The sequence below is a fragment of the Mycobacteroides sp. LB1 genome (assembly GCF_013449725.1).
Lineage (GTDB): Bacteria > Actinomycetota > Actinomycetes > Mycobacteriales > Mycobacteriaceae > Mycobacterium.
In genome coordinates, this window is record NZ_JACCFF010000002.1 from 118,838 (window position 1) to 135,387 (window position 16,550).

Genomic DNA, 16,550 nt, shown 5'->3' on the forward strand with positions numbered 1-16,550 from the left:
CCGTACTGGGCAGTAGCAGATGGCGTCATTTAGCCTGATGAGTAAGTGTGATAGGCATTTCGGCATGGAGTGCCATATATGTGGCTCGTCGACGAGCAGCAGGGAGCAGTTTTGTGACCGATGAGCCGCTTGCGCGAAGAGGGTCGAGCGCTGTTGAGGTACCCGAGATCCAGCGCGACTTCGCGCGATGGCAGAAGAACGTCGCCGGGGTTTTGGCCAAGACCACCCGCAAGGCGGTCGAGGATCTGCCCGCCGACCCCGAGCGCCTGCTCGACTCGCCCACGTATGACGGGATCGCGATCCGTCCGCTGTACACGGCATTGGATGAGCGTCCCGAGCCCTCGTTGCCCGGACAGTGGCCGTTTGTACGCGGTCGCGATCCACGTCGCGATGTGACCAGCGGGTGGAAGGTCGCCGAACGCTTTGACGGTTCAGGCAGCATCGATGCGGCCGCCGTCAACGAGGCCATTCTCGATGCGCTGGGGCAGGGTGCCAGCGCGATCGTGCTGGCCGGCCTTCGGCCCGAGGCGGTGGGACGTGCCCTGCAGGAGGTATACCTCGACTTGGCGCCCATTCAGGTGGAGGCCGGCGCCGAGCTGGCCGGGGTGGCCGAGGCGATCTTTGCGGTCCTGGATGCCCATGAGGGAAATGCCGACGGGGTTGTTATCGACCTCGGTGCCGATCCGCTCGGTGATTCGTTCTCCGGCCGTTCCGGCGTATCGGTCGATGAGGCGGTGGCGCTGGCCCGGCAGGGAAGTGCACGGGCCGAGCAGATTCGTGCGATCACCGTCGACGGGACGATCGCGCACGAATTGGGAGCAAGCGACAGCCAGGAACTCGCGGTCGCGGTGGCCGCCGGGGTCGCGTACTTGCGTCTGCTGCAGAACGCCGGTCTGAACATCGCGGAAGCACTGCGGCAGATCAGCTTCCGCTTCGCTGCGACCGACGACCAGTTCCTGTCGATCGCGAAATTCCGCGCCGCCCGGGTGCTCTGGGCCAGGGTCGCCGAGGTGGCGGGCGCGCCGGAGCGCGGTGGCGCCGTCATGCACGCGGTGACCTCCGAACCGATGATGGCCCAACGTGACCCGTGGGTGAACATGCTGCGCACCACCCTTGCGGCCTTCGGGGCCGGGGTGGGTGGCGCGGACAGCGTTCGGGTCCGGCAGTTCGACGACGCAATCGCCGGTGGACTGGCCTCGGCATCTCCGGCGTTCGCCGCGCGGATTGCCCGAAACACCCAGCTGCTGCTCATCGAGGAGTCCCATGTCGGACGGGTTCTTGACCCCGGCGGCGGCTCCTGGTACATCGAAGACCTCACGGAAACCCTTGCACAGCAGGCATGGTCGCTGTTCACCGAGATCGAGGGTGTGGGCGGTTTCCAGGCGGCCGCCGACTTGATTCGGGAACGCGTCGCCGCGACGCGCGCCCAGCGCGCCGACGATATCGCGCATCGGCGTAGCGCGGTCACGGGTGTGAACGAGTTCCCGAACCTGGCAGAGGAGCCGCTGCCGCAGCATTCTGCCGCCGGCTCGTCTAATGCTCCTCGCGCAACCGACTCAACGTTCCGCTACGCGGCCGACTTCGAGGCACTACGCGATCGCTCGGACGCGTTCTTGGCCTCTTCGGGTGCGCGTCCCGTGGCACTGCTGCTTCCGGTGGGCCCCTTGGCTGAGCACAATGTGCGGACTACGTTCGCGTCGAACCTGTTGGCGTCGGGAGGTATCGAGGCCGTTAACCCCGGCACCCTGGATGTCGGGTCGGTGGCGAAGGCGGTCGCCGAGACGCAGGCGAGCATCGCGGTCATCTGCGGAACCGATGCCCGATACGCCACCGAAGCAGGTGCTGTCGTCGACGCGGCCAAGGTGGCCGGCGTCACGGACATCTATCTCGCGGGGCCGGAGAAGGCCGTCGCGGAGGTGGCAGAGGCGTCGCGACCCGATGGCTATCTGACCATGAAAATCAATGCTGTCGAAGTGCTTTCGGCCATGCTGGCCAAGTTGGGAGCGTGACATGACTGACCTCGCTGCATCCACTGATATTTTGGGCAGCTTTGCCGACGTGCCATTGCACGGTGACGGCGCGCCCACGGTGCCAGATACCGGCGCCGTCGATGCCGCGGTGGCGGCTGCCGCCGATGCTCACGGGTACACACCGGAACAGTTGGACTGGGAGACGCCCGAGGCGATCACCGTCAAACCGATCTATACCGCCGCGGACCGAGAAGCCGTGCGCGCCGAGGGATATCCATTGGATACCTTCCCGGGCCAGGTGCCGTTCCTGCGCGGTCCGTACCCGACTATGTACGTCAATCAGCCGTGGACCATCCGCCAGTACGCGGGTTTCTCGACCGCCGCCGAATCCAACGCGTTTTACCGCCGAAACCTTGCCGCGGGCCAGAAGGGTCTCTCGGTGGCGTTCGATCTGGCGACTCACCGTGGATACGACTCGGATCATCCGCGCGTGCAGGGCGACGTCGGAATGGCCGGTGTGGCCATCGATTCCATCCTCGATATGCGTCAGCTCTTCGACGGTATCGATCTGGGCTCGGTGTCGGTGTCGATGACCATGAACGGCGCGGTACTGCCGATTCTGGCGCTCTATGTGGTGGCTGCCGAGGAACAAGGTGTCTCGCCACAACAGCTGGCCGGGACCATCCAGAACGACATCCTCAAAGAGTTCATGGTTCGCAACACCTACATCTACCCGCCGAAGCCGTCGATGCGGATCATCTCGGACATCTTCTCCTACACCAGTGCCAAGATGCCGAAGTTCAACTCGATCTCGATCTCGGGTTATCACATCCAAGAAGCCGGTGCCACAGCAGATCTGGAGCTGGCGTATACCCTCGCCGACGGTGTCGAGTACATCAAGGCTGGGTTGGAGGGTGGCCTGGGCATCGACGTCTTCGCCCCGCGTCTGTCGTTCTTCTGGGCTATCGGGATGAACTTCTTCATGGAGGTGGCCAAGCTGCGTGCCGGGCGCTTGCTGTGGAGCGAGCTGGTCGCGCAGTTTGATCCGAAGAGCGCCAAATCGCAGTCCCTGCGCACACATTCACAGACCTCCGGCTGGTCGCTCACCGCGCAGGATGTATTCAACAACGTGGCACGCACGTGCATCGAAGCGATGGCCGCGACCCAGGGACACACCCAGTCGCTGCATACCAATGCACTCGACGAGGCGCTGGCGTTGCCCACCGACTTCTCGGCGCGCATCGCCCGCAACACTCAGCTACTCATCCAGCAAGAGTCCGGTACGTGTCGTCCGATCGACCCCTGGGGTGGCTCGTATTACGTGGAATGGCTGACGCACCAGCTCGCTTCCCGTGCGCGTGAGCACATTCGGGAGGTCACCGAGGCCGGAGGTATGGCGCAGGCCATCGATCAGGGCATCCCGAAACTTCGCATTGAAGAGGCCGCCGCGCGTACCCAGGCGCGTATCGACTCGGGCCGCCAGCCGGTGATCGGCGTCAACAAGTACCAGGTGGCCGAGGACCAGCAGATCGAGGTCCTCAAGGTCGAGAACTCGCGCGTGCGCACCGAGCAGCTTGCCAAGTTGCAGCAGCTGCGCGCCGAGCGCGACAACGATGCCGTACAGGCTGCCCTGGCGGAGTTGACCCGGGCGGCAGACGATTCCGGTCATGCCGGCGAAGACGGAATGGGTAACAACCTGATGGCGCTGGCCATCAACGCCGCCCGCCACAAAGCGACCGTCGGGGAGATCTCCGACGCGCTGGAGAAGGTCTATGGGCGGCACCAGGCCGAAATCCGTACCATCAGCGGGGTATACCGCGACGAGGTGGGAAGGGGCGGCGCCGTTAGCAGCGTGACGCAAGCGACCGAGCTGGTGCAAAAGTTCGCCGACTCCGATGGCCGCCGGCCTCGTGTGCTGGTCGCCAAGATGGGGCAGGACGGGCATGACCGCGGGCAGAAGGTGATCGCAACGGCCTTTGCCGATATCGGTTTCGATGTCGACGTGGGTCCGCTGTTCCAGACGCCCGAGGAAGTTGCGCGCCAGGCGGCCGATAACGACGTGCATGTGGTTGGTGTGTCCTCGCTGGCGGCGGGCCACCTCACGCTCGTACCGGCACTGCGCGAGGCGCTGGCAGAGGTGGGGCGCCCGGACATCATGATCGTTGTCGGCGGCGTCATCCCGCCCGGCGATTTCGACGAGCTGTACGCGGCCGGCGCCGCGGCCATCTTCCCACCGGGCACCGTTATCTCCGAGGCGGCAATTGGCTTGTTACACAAGCTTGCTGATCGGCTCGGGTACGACCTTTGATGAGCCGCTTGCGCGAAGACCGTTGAGGCTGGCCTGATGTCAGCACCTGATGATCTAGCCGCGGCGATTCGTTCGGGCGACCGCTCGGGGCTCGCCCGGGCTATCACCTTGGTCGAATCGACGCGCCCGGACCACCGCGCGCAGGCCCAGCAGTTACTGCTGGCAATGTCTCCCGATGCCGGGGAAGCGCTGCGCGTAGGGATCACCGGCGTGCCGGGCGTGGGGAAGTCGACCACGATCGAAGCCCTCGGTATGTACCTCATCGAACAGGGGCACCGGGTGGCCGTACTGGCGGTTGACCCGTCGTCCACCCGCACCGGCGGATCGATCCTCGGTGATAAGACCCGGATGGGTCGGCTCTCGGTGCATCCCGATGCGTACATCCGGCCATCGCCTACCTCGGGGACGCTGGGCGGCGTGGCCAAGGCGACCCGCGAGACGGTGGTATTGCTGGAGGCGGCCGGGTTCGATGTCATCCTCATCGAAACCGTGGGCGTTGGGCAGTCCGAGGTCACGGTCGCCAACATGGTTGACACCTTTGTGTTTCTGACGTTGGCACGCACCGGTGATCAGTTACAAGGCATCAAGAAGGGCGTGCTGGAGCTCGCCGATATCGTCGTGGTGAACAAGGCCGATGGTGCGCACACCATCGAGGCCCAAAAGGCCGCGCGGGAACTGTCGGGGGCACTCCGTCTGATCTACCCGCACGACACCTTCTGGCGCCCACCGGTTCTCACCATGAGTGCGCTGGAGAACGCCGGGGTGTCCGAGATGTGGGACACCGTGCTGCGGCACCGGGATGTGTTGGCGGAGGCAGGGGAGTTCGAGGCCAAACGGCGCCGGCAGCAGGTGGACTGGATGTGGGCGATGGTGCGGCACGCGGTGCTCGACCGGGTGCTCAACGCACCGGGCGTCAAGACGATGCGGGCCGACATCGAACAACAAGTTCGCGATGGCACGTTGACGCCCGTGCTGGCCGCCGAGCGGATTCTGTCGCTCGGTCCGTAAGCGCATCGCTCAACCGGGCGCCCGCGTTTATTTGTACTCGGTGGGGCCAGCGATCTCGATAATCGCGCCGTTAGGGTCTCGAACTGCGGCAACCCATTGATTCCACGGACGGTATACCGGATCTAGCACGCCGGCTGCGCCTGCTGCGATCGCATTTTCATACGCGGCAGGGACGTCGGCGGCATGGAAGGCGATGCGGAACCCATTTGCCGGTCCGCGGCCGGCGTATCCGGAGATTTTGTCCCAATGCTCAACGGCGAGCAGGACGCCAGTCTCCAATGCCTCTGCAGACCCATAGTTGAGGACCACGAATGTGCCGTCCGGATCCTCGAAGGACACGCCTAATCCGATCACCCGATGTGCGACACTACGTTCCGTATGGCTGGTGATGCACGTGAACGAGGTGAATCTTCAAGCCCGTTGGTCTTTCTCGATACCGAGACCACCGGGCTGCACCGAGAGCGCGAGCCATGGGAAATAGCGATTATCCGTCGCACGGATGCTGGACAACGGCAGTTGCACTTGTGTGTAGACGTCCGGGATTTAGATCTGGCTTCCGCGGATCCGGCGGGGCTTCAGATCAGCGGTTTCCACAAGCGTCATCCGCAAGTTCGGCTTAGGCCCCTGCAGTTCCCGCGCGTCTTTCGCGCGGACGAGGCGGTGTCGCTGGTCCGACAATGGACGGCGGGAGCGACCATTGTCGGGGTAATACCTCAGTTTGATGCTGAGTGTTTGACGCAGATGTTTCTCCGCCAGGAAGTCAGCCCCACGTGGCAGCCTGCTCTTGTCGATGTGGTCGCCCTCACCAGAGCACGGATCCGCGAGCGCGGATTGGTGCCCGACGCCGACTACTCCAACCTCTCTGTCCAATACGGTGTGAAACTTCCGGGCGCGGGTCAACGGCATACGGCAGTCGGCGATGCTCGCTGGGCAATGCGTTGGTATGACCGGTTATTCGATCGACAAGCCGGCCGGGACTAAGTTAGGGCCGTGGGTGCGATGCGGGCGCGGGTGACATACGTTGAGGTACCCGTTACAGATATCCACCGAGCAGCTGCCTTCTACACGAACGTCTTCGATGTGACGAGCAGGCATACCGTGATCGATGGCCACCCGGCGTGCCTTCTCGATGACACGGCAGAAGCAGAGGGCGCCGTCATCGCGCTGATGCAGGGCGCCTCGTATGTGCCTTCCGTAGACGGCATCCGGGTTTACATTTCGGTGCCGAGTGTCGAAGGTGCGCTGGCGCGCGCTATCGAGAATGGCTCACGAGAGTTGTATCCCCCGACGAAGTTGGCGGATGGCCAGGTTGTCGCCGAATTTTCCGACAGCGAAGGAAACCGGATCGCCGTCAGCGACATGTAACGGACCACCCGATTACTGGAACGAGGATGTCGACGACAGGTAGATCAGCTTGCGTCGGATCCCGGCGATCTCGCGGGCGATGTTGCGCAGCACGGCACGTTCCTGCGGCGCCAGGGCTGACAGCGAGACGGTATCGGACATGTGCTGTCCGTCCTGCCACGCCGTGGCACGTGACCGCCACCGGAATCGCAGCAGCCAGCTGAAGCATTCCCGCAGTGTCGAGGCGTCATCGGTGTCCAGAACATTGGCAGCAGAGGCGGTATCGAGACGGTCCAGCGTTGAGAGCGCCTCCGATCCCGCGGACAGTGCCGCCCAGCGGGCCATCTTGACCACCGGGTCGATCGCGGCGACCTTGAGGTCGACGGTATCGGATTGGGTGGCGAATATCCTTAGCCGCGAGGGGAATCCGGCACGCACGGCCACCGCATCTTGGAGCATGGCCAGCCGGATGGGGTAGTGGCGGTGTGCGCAGCGGGCATTTTCGGCACGAAGGGCGTTGTCCGATATCGATGATTCATTGCCGACTCCTTGGGAGTCGGCCATCAGCCCCGCCATCACAACCCCGCGGTCTTCAGGCGGGTTGGCGCACCAGCGCTCGATTCCTTCGGACCAGCTGGTGGTCCGGCGGCAGAATCGACCTCGGCTGGCCAGGACTCCGTTGGAATCGCTGCCGACGCCGCCGCGTTCGAGCATGGCGTGCACGCGCGCAGCCAGATCCATGATGTGGGTCTTGCCGTCGGCGTCCACCGAGTCGTCGACGGCGATCAGCGTTTCGATATCGGAGCCGGGTGCCGCCTCACCGCGCGCCACACTTCCGGATACGAACCAGGTCCAGCCTGGGTTCATCCCATCGGTGACCAGTCGGGCCGCCGTGCGAACACTGTGCCGCAACGCCTCAGACCAGGCGGCCGCAAGGGCAAGTTCGGGTGTGCGTGCCCGCACCTCAAGCGCAATCACCATCCGCGCCGCCCCCAACGCCGTGCAGAACGCCGCTTCGTCATCAGCCGTATCGATCTGCGCAATGACCTCGGCGATCCCGTTCTCGGGCGGCACGTCGGCGGGCATGGAGATGATTCTTACTTATGTCGACGCAATGGCGTGGGATATGAAATCCCGGACCGGGCGCGAGAGCGGCTGCCCGGAACTCCAGATGATGCCGACATCCCGGTGGGCGTCGGCATCCAGGAGGCGCAGCATCCTGAGCTCTGGCGGGTAGGCGCTGTCGTCGACAGGGAGCACAGTGATGCCGAGCCCGGCCGCGACCAGGCCTGCCACCGTCGTTAGATTGCTCGATTCGAGAACGATGCGCGGCTGGAATTGAGCAGCGGCGCAAAGCTCTTCGAGGATCCGACGCATACCGAAACCGGGATGCATGCCGATGAACGACTCATCGGCAAGATCGAGCATCGATACCTCTTCGGCGCGTGACAGCCGATGATCGGCCGGTACGGCGACCCCGAGACGTTGCCGGAAGAGGTTGCGCCAGCCAAGATTCGGGCGACGAGGACGGGGTGAGACGATCGCGACATCGAGATCGCCGTTCACGACGAGGTCGTCGAGGCTGCCCGCCGCGCCCTGCTCCAGGACGAACCGCACGTGTGGCGACGTCGTGGCGAACCCCGCGATCAGACCGGCGACCAGCGTGGGCCCGAAGGTGTGCAGGAACCCGAGCCGAATCTCACCCTCGGCGGGGTTGGCGAGGTCGTTGATGGTTCGACGAGCTGAGTCCAGTTCCATCTGGGCGCGCCGGGCGTGCTGATAGAAGATCCGCCCGGACGGGTTCAACGTGAGCCGCTTACCGTGCCGGTCGAAGAGTTGAACGCCAAGCCGACGCTCCAATCTGGCGAGCATTCGGGTGAGCGTGGGCTGGGCGAGTTGGAGCTGCTCGGCGGCCGCGGTGACGTTTTGTCGCTCGGCGAGTGTGATGTACCACTCGTAGTCGCCGTCGGTCATGCTGTCACCTCGCTTTATGTGTTAGATGAATTATAAATCGATAGAATACTCATTTCCGCAATATGCCTGTTCGGGGCAGCATCTCAATCCATGGCGATAAGGACGAGCACCCCGGCGATCTCCGGTGCACGTCCCACGCCTCACCTGACGGGGACTCCTGGATATCGACGTCTCACCGGGGCGCTCTTCGCCGCCGGGTTGGCGACCTTCGCGGCTCTCTACGGGGCGCAGGCTGTGCTCCCGGCGCTTTCTGCGGATCTGGGAGTCGCCCCTGCGGCCGCCGCGCTGACGGTCTCGGTGACCACCGGGATGCTCGCGCTGTCGATCATTCCGGCAAGTGCGCTCTCGGAACGGTTCGGGCGTACGCGGGTGATGCTGGTTTCGGCGATCGCCACCACGATCATCGGGCTGTTGCTGCCCGCGAGCCCCAACTTCACGGTGCTGCTGGTGGGGCGTGCCGCCGAAGGTGTTGCACTCGCTGGGATTCCGGCAGTAGCCATGGCGTTCCTGGCAGAGGAGGTGCATCCGGGTTCGCTCGGCTCGGCGATGGGCAGATATGTCGCAGGAACCACGGTGGGCGGGCTCGCCGGGCGGCTGGTGGCGTCCTCGGTGCTAGACGTGAGCAACTGGCGCATTGCGTTACTGGGCAGCGGGGTAATGACTTTGGTGTGCACGGTGCTTTTCGCCGTGCTGCTTCCGCGGTCGCAGTTCTTCGTGCCCAAGAGCGTCAGGGTGGGTACCACGGTGCGGATTCTCGGTACACACCTGCGAAACCCGGTCCTGCTCATCATGTTCGGCCTCGGATTCCTGCTCATGGGTGGGTTCGTCACCGTGTACAACTACCTGGGCTATCGGCTTGTTGCGGCTCCGTTCGGGCTTCCTACGGCGATCGCAGGGCTGTTGTTCCTGCTGTACCTCGCCGGAACGGTGTCGTCGGCGATGGCCGGACGGCTGGCGGACCGGCGGGGTCGTGGACTGGTCTTGATCGGTGCGGTCGCCGTCACCGCCGTGGGGCTTGCGCTGACGGTTCCGAACTCGTTGATCACGGTGATCATCGGGGTTGGCATCTTCACGGCAGGGTTTTTCGGTGCCCATACTGTCGCCAGCGGGTGGGTCGGCGCCGTCGCGCAGCGCGATCGTGCCGAGGCATCGGCGCTCTACCTGTTCAGCTACTACCTGGGCAGCTCAGTGGCGGGTGCCGCGGGCGGACTGGCGTACCAAGCCGGGGGATGGCCGATGACGGTGACCTTCGTCGGTGCCTTGTTGACGCTTGCCCTGGTCCTGGCGGCGGTAATGGTGCTTCGAAACCGGTTTGGCCATATCAACACACCCGAATAGAATTCCCACCACAGACATCGATCCGGCCATCACCGGGGAGTCTCCGGAAGAAAAGTTCCGTGCCGAGCGCGGATAACCCAGTAGAACCGGACGGGTAGGCCCGTCACAGCCAGAACAAGCGGCCCCGCGGTACATCGCAGGGCAAGCGGGGTGGTACCGCGGAGGTACGCCGACGGCGTCTCATCGTCCCCGTGCCGGCGAGCACAGGGAGTGTTGATGGACGCGTACCCACGCACCGATCTAGGTGCCGATCAGCGCAGCGGATCGCCGAATCTTCCTGCGCTCGAAGAGCAGGTGCTGCGCTACTGGGACGAGGACGACACGTTCCGCGCCAGCATCGCGAATCGTGAGGGCTCCCCGGAATACGTCTTCTACGACGGGCCACCGTTCGCGAACGGGCTCCCGCATTACGGGCATCTGCTCACCGGATACGTCAAGGACCTCGTGCCGCGCTATCAGACCATGCGCGGATACCAGGTGGACCGCCGATTCGGTTGGGACACCCACGGTCTGCCCGCAGAGCTGGAAGCAGAACGGCAGCTCGGTATCACCGACAAGTCCCAGATCGACGATATGGGCATTGCCGAATTCAACGACGTCTGCCGCGAATCGGTACTGCGATACACCAAGGAATGGCGCGACTACGTGACCCGGCAGGCGCGCTGGGTGGACTTCGACAACGATTACAAGACGCTCGACTTGACCTTTATGGAATCGGTCATCTGGGCGTTCAAACAGTTGTGGGACAAGGGTTTGGCGTACGAGGGCTATCGCGTGCTGCCGTACTGCTGGCGTGATGAGACGCCGCTGTCCAACCACGAGCTGCGCATGGACGACGATGTGTACCAGAACCGGCAGGATCCCGCCGTCACCGTCGGCTATCGGATCGCTGGGAACGAAGACACGCAGTGGGCGGTCCTCGAAGGGGCTCGGCTGCTGATCTGGACCACCACGCCCTGGACGCTGCCATCGAACCTGGCCGTCGCGGTCAATCCCGAGGTGACCTACGCCGTTGTGAAGGGCGAAGGTTCCGAGGACCGTTATCTGCTGGCGCAGGCGAGGTTGGGTGCCTATGCCCGGGAGCTGGGTGAAGAACCCACCGTGCTGGATACCTACACCGGCGCCGATCTGCTGGGCATGCGGTATGTCCCGCCCTTCCCGTACTTCCAGGAAGGCAACGCGTCCACCGCTTTTACTGTGCTGCCCGCCGATTACGTCACCACCGAAGACGGCACCGGCATCGTGCACATGGCACCCGCCTACGGTGAAGAGGACAAAAACGTCACCGATAAGGCCGGGATCACTCCGGTCACGCCCGTCGACTCCAAGGGCCGCTTCGACGCCACCGTGCCCGATTACGAGGGCCAGCAGGTCTTCGACGCCAACTCGCAGATCATCAAGGACCTCAAGAACGGCACCGGCCCCGCGGCCGCGAACGGTGCCGTTCTGTTGCGTCACGAGACGTATGACCACTCGTACCCGCACTGCTGGCGCTGCCGAAACCCGTTGATCTACCGCGCCGTGTCGTCCTGGTTCATCAAGGTGACCGACATCCGGGACCGGATGGTTGAGCTCAACGAGCAGATCACCTGGTATCCAGAGCATGTCAAGCACGGTCAGTTCGGCAAGTGGCTGGAAGGCGCACGTGACTGGTCGGTTTCTCGAAACCGATACTGGGGCAGCCCCATTCCGGTGTGGAAGTCCGACGACCCGGCGTATCCGCGCATCGATGTATACGGAAGCCTCGATGAGCTGGAACGCGACTTCGGGGTCCGGCCCGCGAACCTGCACCGGCCGTACATCGACGAGCTGACCCGGCCCAACCCTGACGACCCGACCGGCAAGTCCACCATGCGCCGCATCTCCGACATCTTCGACGTCTGGTTCGACTCGGGCTCAATGCCTTACGCGCAGGTGCACTACCCGTTCGAAAACTCCGAATGGTTCGAGAACCACTTCCCGGCAGATTTCATCGTCGAGTACATCGGCCAGACCCGCGGCTGGTTCTACGTGATGCACGTGCTGGCCACCGCGCTATTCGACCGCCCGGCGTTCAGGACATGCATATCGCACGGCATCGTGCTGGGCAATGACGGCCAGAAGATGAGCAAATCGCTGCGGAACTACCCGGATGTCAACGAGGTCTTCGACCGTGATGGCTCCGACGCGATGCGCTGGTTCCTGATGGCCTCACCGATCCTGCGCGGTGGCAACCTGATCGTCACCGAGCAGGGCATCCGTGAAGGCGTACGGCAGGTCATCCTGCCGCTGTGGAATGCATGGAGCTTCCTGCAGCTGTACGCGCCCACACCCGGCACCTGGCGCACCGATTCCACCCAGGTGCTCGACAAGTACATCCTGGCCAAACTGGCGCAGCTGCGTGACGACCTCACCAAGTCCATGGACGACTGTGATGTCTCGGGAGCCTGCGATCAGCTGCGGCAGTTCACCGACGCGCTCACCAACTGGTATGTGCGGCGGTCACGTTCGCGGTTCTGGGATGAGGACGCGGACGCGATCGACACCCTGCACACCGTCCTGGAGACGACATGTCGCCTGGCGGCGCCGCTGCTACCGCTGACCACCGAGGTCATCTGGCGGGGATTGACGGGGGAGCGGTCGGTGCACCTGACCGATTGGGTGTCCGACTCGGCTCTGCCCGCCGATCCGGATTTGGTGGCGGCCATGGACGAGGTGCGAAAGGTGGCCTCCACGGGGTCTTCCCTGCGCAAGGCCAAGAAGCTGCGGGTGCGTCTGCCGCTACTCAAGCTGACGGTGGCGGTGCCCGACCCTAAGCGGCTGGAGCCGTACACGGCACTCATCGCCGATGAGCTCAACGTCAAATCCGTTGAACTGACCGACGATATCGCCGCCTACGGAAAGTTCGAGCTGTCCGTCAACGCGCGTGCCGCAGGCCCGCGGTTGGGCAAGGACGTGCAGACGGTCATTCGTGCGGTCAAGGCCGGCGACTGGGAGCAGAGCGCCGACGGTGTCATTACAGCCGCCGGGATCATCCTGCACGAGGGTGAGTTTGATTCGAAACTGGTAGCCGCGGAACCGGATTCCACCGCGGCGCTTCCCGAGGGCGGCGGGCTGGTCATCCTCGATGACACCCTTACCGAGGAGCTGGAGGCCGAGGGCTGGGCCCGTGACCTGATCCGTGAGCTGCAGGAGTATCGCCGGCAGTGGGATCTGAACGTCGGCGACCGGATCCACCTGACGGTCTCCGTTCCGGAACTGCCGGCAAGTTGGCGTCCTGAGTTCGACCAGCTCATCGCGAGGGAAGTATTGGCAGTTGGGGGCTTTCAGGTCGAAGTTGACCCGAATATCCAGCTTGGTCGGGATTTTCCAGACGTCGATATGCAGCGAGGGGTACGGAAAATCGGCGCTGACGGTGTCATGGGCGGCGAGGTTGGGCCCGGCTACCGTGTGCGCATGACCGTAGTGGGTGAATGACGCCGCCGATCGAGTGTGCGGATCTAGTCGAAATTCGTTGGAAAACCGACCGTATCCGCACACTCGATTCGAAGGGCGCCAGTCGAGCTGGGGTCCGGGTGTCCTTGAAGAAGACGGCGGATTAGGCGGCCTTTACGGCGCGCCAGCGTTGGTTTCCACCATCCAGATGATGCTCGATATCGGTGAAACCCGCTGCCCGCAAGCGATCCGGTAGCGATGCTGTCGGTACTGGGTTGTAGGTGTCGCCGATGTGCAGCAGCCGGAACACGGTGGAATGGACACCGTCGCTGCCCGCGAAGACACCGCCCGGGGCCAGCACTCGATGTGCTTGGGCGAACAGCGCGTCCTGCAGATCCGGGGTGGGGACGTGATGCAGCATCGTGAAGCACACGACGGAGCTGAACCGGTCGTCGTCGAACACCAGTCGAGTGCCATCGCCCTGGATGACGGTGGCCTCGTCGCCGTAGAGCCGCTGCAGGCGTGATGCCATGGGCTCGTCGATCTCTACAGCGGTGAGCTTGGGTGTTCGCTTGGTCAGCACCCGCAGGTTCGCGCCGTAGCCGGGCCCAATCTCCAGGGCGTCCGCACCGAGCTCGACGCCCTGCAACGCCCACGGGAGGAGCTGCGACTCGGTCTTGCGCGCCCACAGCTCCGAGCTACAACACCAGCGATGCACCAAATTCATTGCCATATCACCAGGCTAGGGGCGGGCCGGCTGTCCGAGTACCGTGATTCGGCCAATTCATATCGGGGTTCAGCCACCCGCGGCTCGGTGTTCACGGTACGAGGACGTCTGCCCTCCGCAATACGATGAGCACGTGTGTGCGGTCGGTCGATGGGTTCTGCACCTCGACATGGATGCCTTCTTCGCCTCTGTCGAGCAGCTGACCCGGCCAACCCTGCGTGACCGGCCGGTCCTCGTCGGCGGTGCCGGAGGGCGCGGCGTCGTTGCCGGCGCGAGCTATGAGGCCAGGGTTTTCGGCGCCCGCTCGGCGATGCCGATGCATCAGGCTCGACGCCTGGTCGGCATCAATGCCGTTGTCCTGCCGCCTCGCGGTGCCGTATACGGAGTCGCCAGCCGCCGCGTATTCGCGACGGTGCGGTCGATGATCCCGGTTCTCGAACAGCTGTCCTTTGACGAAGCATTCGGTGAACCCGACGAATTGGCGGGGGCCACATCTGAATCAGTCGCCAGATACATCGACGAGCTTCGCGCTCGGGTGCTCGCCGAGACAGGGCTCATCGCATCCGTCGGCGCGGGATCCGGGAAACAGATCGCCAAGATCGCATCGGGACTCGCCAAACCTGACGGGGTGCAAATCATCGCACCCGATGCGGAACGGGGGATGCTCGACGATCTCCCGGTGCGTAAACTGTGGGGGATAGGGCCTGTTGCCGAAGAACGGCTGAACCGTCTGGGAATCAACACTATTGGCCAGTTCGCGGCACTGCAGACCAGTGAGGTGGCCTCGGTACTCGGGGGCACCATCGGGCCCGCCTTGCACCAGCTTGCACGCGGTATCGACGAGCGGCCGGTAGCCGAACGCGCCGAAACGAAGCAGATCAGTGCAGAGTCCACCTTCGCCGACGACCTCACGACCCTTGGCCAACTTCGCGAGGCCATCGAACCCATTGGCGCGCACGCCCATCGGCGGCTCATCAAGCACGGTCGCGGCGTACGCACCGTCACCGTGAAGCTGCGGCGCTCGGATATGAGCATCCTGACCAGGTCGGCGACGCTGCCCTATGCCACCACGGAGCGCGCCGTGCTGATGTCGGCGGCCCGACGGCTGCTACTCGACCCCGTCGAGATCGGTCCCATTCGGCTTGTCGGCGTGGGATTCTCCGGATTCTCCGATGTCCAGCAGACCTCGCTCTTCCCCGACCTGGATCAGGCAGAACACGTCGCTGAAACCGACGAGACTCCGTCCAGCGCCGAGCGTGCTCCAGAGACCGCGAGCTGGCATGTCGGTGACGACGTCAACCATCTTGACTTCGGCCACGGGTGGATTCAGGGCACGGGCCACGGCGTCATGACCGTCAGATTCGAGACGCGAAGCAGCGGACCGGGAATCGCACGCACCTTCAGCGTCGACGATCCGGGTATCAGCCGCGCCGACCCGGTAGCGAGTCTGGACTGGCTCGAGGAGTCAGCCGAGCCGCTCGACGACGGCGGCGAGGTCTGAGCCGGTGGCCAGGGCCGCCATCAACAGCACGCGGGCCTGCCCGGAACGAAGTCTGGGCACCATCACTGCGCCGGCGTCCACCAGCTTCTGGCCCGGTGGGTACCCGGGCGCCAGCACTCCACACGGCACCCGGGTAGTGACCAGGACCTCAATACCGTTGTCGATGTGGCGGGAAACAGATTCGATGACAACGTCATTGGCGTTGCCGGCCCCCATCGACTCCAGCACGAGCCCTTGTGCGCCGACCCGCACGTAAGCTTCGAGAGCTGTCGCGTCGGCACCCGGGTAAAGGCTGACGACGTCGACGCGTGGCAGCGCAGCGTGCGTCACGGTGCCGAGAAATGGTGAGTGCGCGTCGCCGCCTCGAGTAAATACCCCGTCGCGCACATGCCCGATAGGTGCGACACCGGCGAATCCCGCCGGTGTCACCAGATCGACCTTGCGAATCCCGGCCGCCGGGTACACCTGCCCCGCGAAGCACACCACGACACCCAGGGCATCGCCGCCCGCGGCCACGGTCAACGCATCGTGCAGATTGACCGGACCGTCGGATTCAGGGTGGTCCCCACTGCGTTGTGCCCCCGTGAGCACGACAGGTACCGGTACCGCGCAGGTGAGCGCGAGCCAGAGCGCCGTCTCCTCCAAGGTGTCCGTACCGTGCGCGATGACGATCCCGGTGGCGCCGGCCGCGACATGTCCGCGGATCGAGGCGGCGATCTGCTGCCAGCGCCGCGGGGTCATATCGGAGCTGTCGACCGTCATCAGATCGTCGACCGCGATGTCTCCGTGCCCGGAGGCTGCGAGCAGGGCATCGCCTGAACTGGCGTGCCGGGCGATGCCATCACTGCCCACCGCGGTGGCAATGGTTCCGCCGGTGGTCAGCAGCACGAGGGTCGGTGATGAGCCATTTGGGCGAAGAACATCGGGCACAGCCGCGATCATCGCAGACGCGCTGCGCAAAGCGCC

The 16,550-nt window shown here is 64.4% G+C and carries 12 protein-coding genes and 1 pseudogene; 8 read left to right on the plus strand and 5 right to left on the minus strand.

All coding sequences use genetic code 11. From position 1 onward, the window contains the following. Positions 1–113 precede the first annotated feature (113 nt). The 3 genes from mutA to meaB are packed head-to-tail and all read left to right on the plus strand — an operon-like array spanning position 114 to position 5,286. Positions 114–2,009, plus strand: coding sequence for a methylmalonyl-CoA mutase small subunit (gene mutA, locus MLB1_RS11345; RefSeq protein ID WP_180749929.1), 1,896 nt, complete (start codon positions 114–116; stop codon positions 2,007–2,009). A gap of 1 nt (position 2,010) precedes the next feature. Next, positions 2,011–4,278 (plus strand): methylmalonyl-CoA mutase, encoded by a 2,268-nt coding sequence (scpA, locus tag MLB1_RS11350; protein ID WP_180749930.1) that lies wholly within the window; start codon positions 2,011–2,013, stop codon positions 4,276–4,278. Positions 4,279–4,314: 36 nt separating this feature from the next. Then, on the plus strand, positions 4,315–5,286 hold the full coding sequence (meaB, locus tag MLB1_RS11355; protein ID WP_180749931.1) for a methylmalonyl Co-A mutase-associated GTPase MeaB: 972 nt from the start codon (positions 4,315–4,317) through the stop codon (positions 5,284–5,286). 27 nt (positions 5,287–5,313) lie between these two features. On the opposite strand, the gene MLB1_RS11360 is transcribed toward meaB, so the two are convergent. Further along, positions 5,314–5,640, minus strand: coding sequence for a hypothetical protein (locus tag MLB1_RS11360; protein ID WP_180749932.1), 327 nt, complete (start codon positions 5,638–5,640; stop codon positions 5,314–5,316). 24 nt (positions 5,641–5,664) lie between these two features. On the opposite strand from MLB1_RS11360, the gene MLB1_RS11365 reads away from it, so the two are divergent. Further along, complete coding sequence (locus MLB1_RS11365) at positions 5,665–6,267, plus strand: hypothetical protein (RefSeq protein WP_180749933.1); 603 nt, start codon at positions 5,665–5,667, stop codon at positions 6,265–6,267. 18 nt (positions 6,268–6,285) lie between these two features. Further along, positions 6,286–6,651 carry a VOC family protein gene (locus MLB1_RS11370; RefSeq protein ID WP_255485902.1) on the plus strand — a complete coding sequence of 122 codons (366 nt, stop codon included), beginning with the start codon at positions 6,286–6,288 and terminating at the stop codon, positions 6,649–6,651. Between the two features lie 12 nt (positions 6,652–6,663). Here MLB1_RS11370 and MLB1_RS11375 read toward each other — a convergent pair whose 3' ends face one another. After that, positions 6,664–7,716: a putative nucleotidyltransferase substrate binding domain-containing protein gene (locus MLB1_RS11375; RefSeq protein WP_180749935.1), complete on the minus strand. Its 1,053-nt coding sequence runs from the start codon at positions 7,714–7,716 to the stop codon at positions 6,664–6,666. Positions 7,717–7,731: 15 nt separating this feature from the next. After that, the gene (locus tag MLB1_RS11380; protein ID WP_180749936.1) at positions 7,732–8,604 is read right to left on the minus strand and encodes a LysR family transcriptional regulator; all 873 of its coding nucleotides are present in this window, start codon (positions 8,602–8,604) and stop codon (positions 7,732–7,734) included. 90 nt (positions 8,605–8,694) lie between these two features. Here MLB1_RS11380 and MLB1_RS11385 point away from each other — a divergent pair, with 90 nt between their 5' ends. Then, the gene (locus MLB1_RS11385) at positions 8,695–9,942 is read left to right on the plus strand and encodes an MFS transporter (RefSeq protein WP_180749937.1); all 1,248 of its coding nucleotides are present in this window, start codon (positions 8,695–8,697) and stop codon (positions 9,940–9,942) included. Positions 9,943–10,158: 216 nt separating this feature from the next. Further along, positions 10,159–13,236, plus strand: a pseudogene (gene ileS / locus MLB1_RS11390) (isoleucine--tRNA ligase); the annotation flags it as partial. Positions 13,237–13,519: 283 nt separating this feature from the next. On the opposite strand, the gene MLB1_RS11395 reads toward ileS, so the two are convergent. Further along, on the minus strand, positions 13,520–14,089 hold the full coding sequence (locus MLB1_RS11395; RefSeq protein ID WP_180749939.1) for a class I SAM-dependent methyltransferase: 570 nt from the start codon (positions 14,087–14,089) through the stop codon (positions 13,520–13,522). Between the two features lie 127 nt (positions 14,090–14,216). Between MLB1_RS11395 and MLB1_RS11400 the strand changes: the two genes are divergently transcribed. Beyond that, positions 14,217–15,584 (plus strand): DNA polymerase IV, encoded by a 1,368-nt coding sequence (locus MLB1_RS11400; RefSeq protein WP_180749940.1) that lies wholly within the window; start codon positions 14,217–14,219, stop codon positions 15,582–15,584. Here the strand turns inward: MLB1_RS11400 and MLB1_RS11405 are convergent. After that, complete coding sequence (locus tag MLB1_RS11405) at positions 15,549–16,466, minus strand: asparaginase (RefSeq protein ID WP_180750342.1); 918 nt, start codon at positions 16,464–16,466, stop codon at positions 15,549–15,551. The two genes, MLB1_RS11400 and MLB1_RS11405, sit on opposite strands and share 36 nt — an antisense overlap. Positions 16,467–16,550: the final 84 nt, after the last annotated feature.